The following is a 4,347-nucleotide window of genomic DNA, read 5'->3' as shown; positions in this document are numbered from 1 at the left end:
GCGTCGGCCTGCGCGCGGTCACTCATTCGGTTTCTTGGCGGGGTCGCCAGCCAGGCGCGGCACGGGCGCGATTTCCACGCGGCGGTTCTTGGCCTGGCCCTCGGCGTCGGCGTTCGAGGCCACCGGCTGCTCCGAGCCGAAGGCCGCGGCGAACAGCGACGAGGACGGCACGCCGGCTTCGATCAGGGTGCGGGTCACGGTCAGTGCGCGCTGGGCCGACAGGTCCCAGTTGTCGGCGAAGCGTCGGTTGCCCTCGCGCACCTGCTGGTCGTCGGTGAAGCCGCTGACCATCAGGATCTCCTGGCGCGTGCCGAGGTAGGCGGTGAGCGGTTCGGCCAGGCTCTTGAGCAGCTCGCGGCCCTCGGGCTGGAGCTGGTCGGAGTTCAGCGCGAACAGCACGCTGCCGCTGATGCCGATGCGGCCGTTGACCAGCGTGACGCGGCCGGCGGCCAGCGGGCCGGCCAGCACCTGTTCCAGGCTTTCGCGGCGATGGGTTTCCTCCTGGCGCTGCTTGACCTCGTCTTCCAGCTGGGTCGACAGTTCGAGCTGCATGCCGATCACGCTGACCAGGATCAGCACGAACGAGCCCAGCAGCACCGACATCAGGTCGCCAAAGACCGCCCAGGTGGGCGCGGTGGAGTCCACGCCGGCGTCGAAGTCCTCGCTCATGCGGCCTCGGTTCCCGCGTCGGCGCGCTGGCTGGCCAGGTGCTGCAGGTCTTCAATGATCTGCTTCTGCGACATCAGGCTCAGGTCCACCACTTCACGCGCTTGCGACACGTAGTAGGAGAGCTGTTCGTCGCCACGGGCGATGGACTTGTCCAGCGCCGCCTCGATGCGTTCGAGCTGCGTGGCCAGCTTGTCGTTGGACGCGCTGAACAGCTGCACGGCGGCGCCGAAGGCCTCGCCCAGGCTGGCCACTTCGACGGCGCTGCCGGTGACCTGGGCCGAGATCTCGGCCAGCTTGCCGGTTTCGGATTCGACGCGTTCCGAGAACTGCGCGCCCACCCGGTCCATCAGTTCCGAGGTGGTGCCGACCAGCGCGTCCACGGCGGCGCGCTGCTCGGTGGAGGCGAGATTGACGGCGTCCAGCAGGGTCGCCAGCGTGTCGAGCAGGCGGCCGCGCTCTTCCAGCATGGCGTTGTCGTGGGCCAGGCTGTCGGACAGCTTCTGGCGCAGTTCGCCGATGACCTCGGCGGCGGCGCGCGGCGCTTCGGACGCGGCCTGCGCCAGGCGCTCGATCTCGGCGATGGTGGCGCTGGCGTGGGTGTGGGTGTGCTCGGAGATGTCGCGCGCGGCCTGGGCCAGCGCGTCGCAGATTTCCTGCTGGCGGCTGGCGGTGGCGGCGCCGGTCTGCTGCCATTCCTCGCGCAGCGCGGCGGCCATGCCGGCCAGCGAGCCGGTCCAGGCGTCCAGGCGGGCCTCGTCGCGGGCCACCAGGTCGCCTTGCAGGGCGACGGCGGCCTTGGGCGCCTCGGCGGCGGCATCGACCAGGCGGTTGATTTCCGCCAGCGTGCCGCTGGCCTGGGCGCGGCCTTGCTCGGAGATGTCCTGCGCGGCCAGCAGCAGGGCATCGCAGATTTCGCGCTGGCGGCTGGCGGCGTCGGCGCCGGCCTGCTGCCATTCCTGGCGCAGCGCGGCGGCCATCTCGGCCAGCGAGCCGCTCCAGGCGTCCAGGCGCTCGCGGTCGCGCGCGGCCAGCTCGCCCTGCAGGGCGAGGGCGGCCTTGGGCGCGTCGGCGGCGGCGTCGACCAGCCGGTTGATCTCGGCCAGCGTGCCGCTGGCCTGGGTGCGCGCCTGTTCGGAGATGTTCTGCGCGGCGAGCGACAGCGCGTCGCAGATCTCGCGCTGGCGGCTGGCCGCCTCGGCGCCAGCCTGCTGCCATTCCTGGCGCAGCGCGGCGGTCATGTTCTCCAGCGAGGCCGTCCAGGCCTGCAGGCGATCCTGGTCGCGCGCGGCCAGCTCGGCCTGCAGCGCGGCGGCGGCCTTGGGCGCGTCGGCCGCGGCCTGCACCAGTCGGCTGATCTCGGCGATGGTCTCGCCGGCCTGCAGCTGGGTGTGGTCGGAGATGCGCTGGGCGGTCAGCGCCAACGCGTCGCAGATCTCCTGCTGGCGGCCGGCGGTCTGCGCCGCCGCCTGTTCCCATTCCTGGCGCAGCGAGGCCGAGACCGAACCCAGCGACGCGTTCCAGGCGGCCAGGCGCTGCTCGTCGCGCGCCATCAGCGCGGACTGCAGGTCGGCGTGGGACTGGCTCACGGCCTGCACCAGCGCGGCCGATTGGCGTTCGAGCGCGGCGGCGGCCGAGGCCAGCGCCTGCTGGTTGTCGCCGGCCAGCTTCTCGCCGGCGCGTTCCTGGCGCGACAGCGCGCCGTCCCAGACATCGGACAGCTTGCCGGCCGAGGCTTCCATGCGCGTGGACATGCCGTCCATCAGCGCGGCGGAGCGCTGCGCGAAGGTGGCGGCGAACTGATCCAGCGAGACGCGCAGGTCGTTCGCCAGCGTTTCGTTGGCGCGCTGCTGGCCGTCCAGCGCGCGCGCCCAGATGCCGGCCACGTCGGCGGTGGATTCGCGGAATCCGGCGGACAGGCCGTCGAGCTGGCGCTGCACCGCGTCGGACACGGTGTCGCGCAGCGCGGCGGTCTCGCGCGCCAGGCCGGTCATGGTGGCTTCCACCACGGGCTGCAGCGCCGCGCCGGCGGCGCGGGCGCTGTCGGCCACGCTGGCCTTGAGCGTCTGTTCGACCGAGGCGGCCAGGCGGCCGTAGGCGGCCTCGGCCTTGCCCTGGAAGGCGTCCTGGCTGGCGAGCTGGCGGTCATTCATGGCCTGGCCCTGGCGCTCGACGGCATCGATCATGGCCTGCAGGCGCTCGGCCAGGGCCGGCATGGCGTCGGCCTGGCGCTGCAGCAGCTTGAGCGTTTCCTCGCGCTGATAGCTTTGCGAATAGGGGCGCAGCGTGGTGGCGACGCGGGCGTCGAACTGCTGCGAGGCCAGGATGCGGTCGCGCCGACAGAGCGCGGACAGCAGGCCCAGCATGGCCGAGGTGGCGACGCCGGCGATCGAGGTGCCGAAGGCGAAGCCCAGGCCCTTGACCGGCGCGGCCAGCGAGGCGCGGATGGCGTGCAGGTCGGTGGCGCTTTCCAGCGCCAGGCCGGTGCCGCGCAGCGTGACCACCATGCCCAGGAAGGTGCCGAGCATGCCCAGCAAGACCAGCAGGCCGACCAGGTAGGGCGTGAGCGAGGGGCCGGGCAGGGCGGCGCGCTCGCCTTCGATGCGCAGCCGGGCGGCGTGGCGCAGGCTGGGCGGCAGGGAGTCGAGCCAGCCGGCCAGCGAGGCGGGCGGGGCGTCCAGCCGGGCCACCGCCTGGCGCAGCCCGCTGGTGGCGCGGCCGTAGCGGTACAGCTCGAAGGCGCCCGCCATGTAGAACAGGGCGATCAGCAGCGTGACGCCGAGCGCCAATGGGTTCGAGCCGACATAGCCCGCGCCGATCCAGCCCGCCGCGGCCAGGCCCACAAGAAAAACGACCAGATTGATGAGGTATCGGGACATAGTGTCCTAATTAGCGGGTGCGAAGCGCCGCGAGCAGCCCTTCCACCGGTTGAAAACGAATGTCCAGTTCGGCCAGCAGCACGCTGCGCATGTCCTTGCGAAACGTGTCCAGCCAGGCGCCGGGCTTGGCCGGCGGCGGCATGTCCGCCGCCTCGGCTTCTTCCTGCGCCGATTGCTCGGCCTTGCGCAGCCGCTCGAAATGCGCGCCGAGCAGCGTCGGAATGGTCGTCATGAGGGCGCGTTCGCGCACGCTGAGCGATCTTTCCATGATGGCGTCCACCATCGCCAGCCGGGTCATTTCCGGATTGCGTCCGGCCAGCATGCCGCGCAGGCGGCTGCGCAGGCCGCCGATGCCGTTCTCCATCGTGTGCTGCAGCGACACGTAGCGCTGGCGGAAGCTGGAGTAGTCGGCGTCGGTCGGCGCCTTGGGCACGGCCTGCGTCCGCGAGGGCGGCTGCCGGCCGCGGGGCCGGGCGGCGGTGAACTCGGTGTCGCTGGCGATGGCATCGGCCAGCGTGGTCCGCAGCTTCAGGCTTGCCCGGTCCTGTTCGCTGTCGAACGCCGGGCCGCCCGGCGCCATGGCCGGCGGCTTGCCGTCCAGCACGGCGGCGAGCGCGATGGCGTCCGTCCAGCCCAGCCAGAGGCTGAGCCGGTCGGAAAGGGATTGTCCGGATTCGGGAACGTCGACGTCCGTCAGGCGAGCAAGCAAGCGAACGAGCGTCGGGCCGCTGAAACCTGTGCGCCGAGGGGCTTGCACCATACCACCAGAGCCAAAAAGGGGGGAGTTTACACGCTGGCGAGG

The 4,347-nt window shown here is 72.0% G+C and carries 3 protein-coding genes; all 3 read right to left on the bottom strand.

Annotated features, from left to right (window positions below; translation table 11 throughout):
- Positions 1 to 18: 18 nt before the first annotated feature.
- From KDH83_RS29770 to KDH83_RS29760, 3 genes are read right to left on the bottom strand one after another with little or no spacing between them, the layout of a single operon-like run.
- A complete protein-coding gene (locus KDH83_RS29770; RefSeq protein ID WP_212322435.1) occupies positions 19 to 669 on the bottom strand; it encodes an OmpA family protein in 651 nt (216 codons plus the stop codon).
- Positions 666 to 3,545 (bottom strand): DUF802 domain-containing protein, encoded by a 2,880-nt coding sequence (locus KDH83_RS29765; RefSeq protein WP_212322434.1) that lies wholly within the window; start codon positions 3,543 to 3,545, stop codon positions 666 to 668. Before KDH83_RS29765 ends, KDH83_RS29770 begins: the two co-directional genes overlap by 4 nt.
- A gap of 10 nt (positions 3,546 to 3,555) precedes the next feature.
- Positions 3,556 to 4,305 (bottom strand): DUF3348 domain-containing protein, encoded by a 750-nt coding sequence (locus KDH83_RS29760; protein WP_212322432.1) that lies wholly within the window; start codon positions 4,303 to 4,305, stop codon positions 3,556 to 3,558.
- Between the last annotated feature and the right edge of the window lie 42 nt (positions 4,306 to 4,347).

Origin of the sequence: Achromobacter sp. Marseille-Q0513, from assembly GCF_018195695.1 — a bacterium.
Lineage (GTDB): Bacteria > Pseudomonadota > Gammaproteobacteria > Burkholderiales > Burkholderiaceae_B > Achromobacter.
Note: the sequence above shows the minus strand (reverse complement) of the source record. Positions and strands in the feature narration are given on the sequence as shown.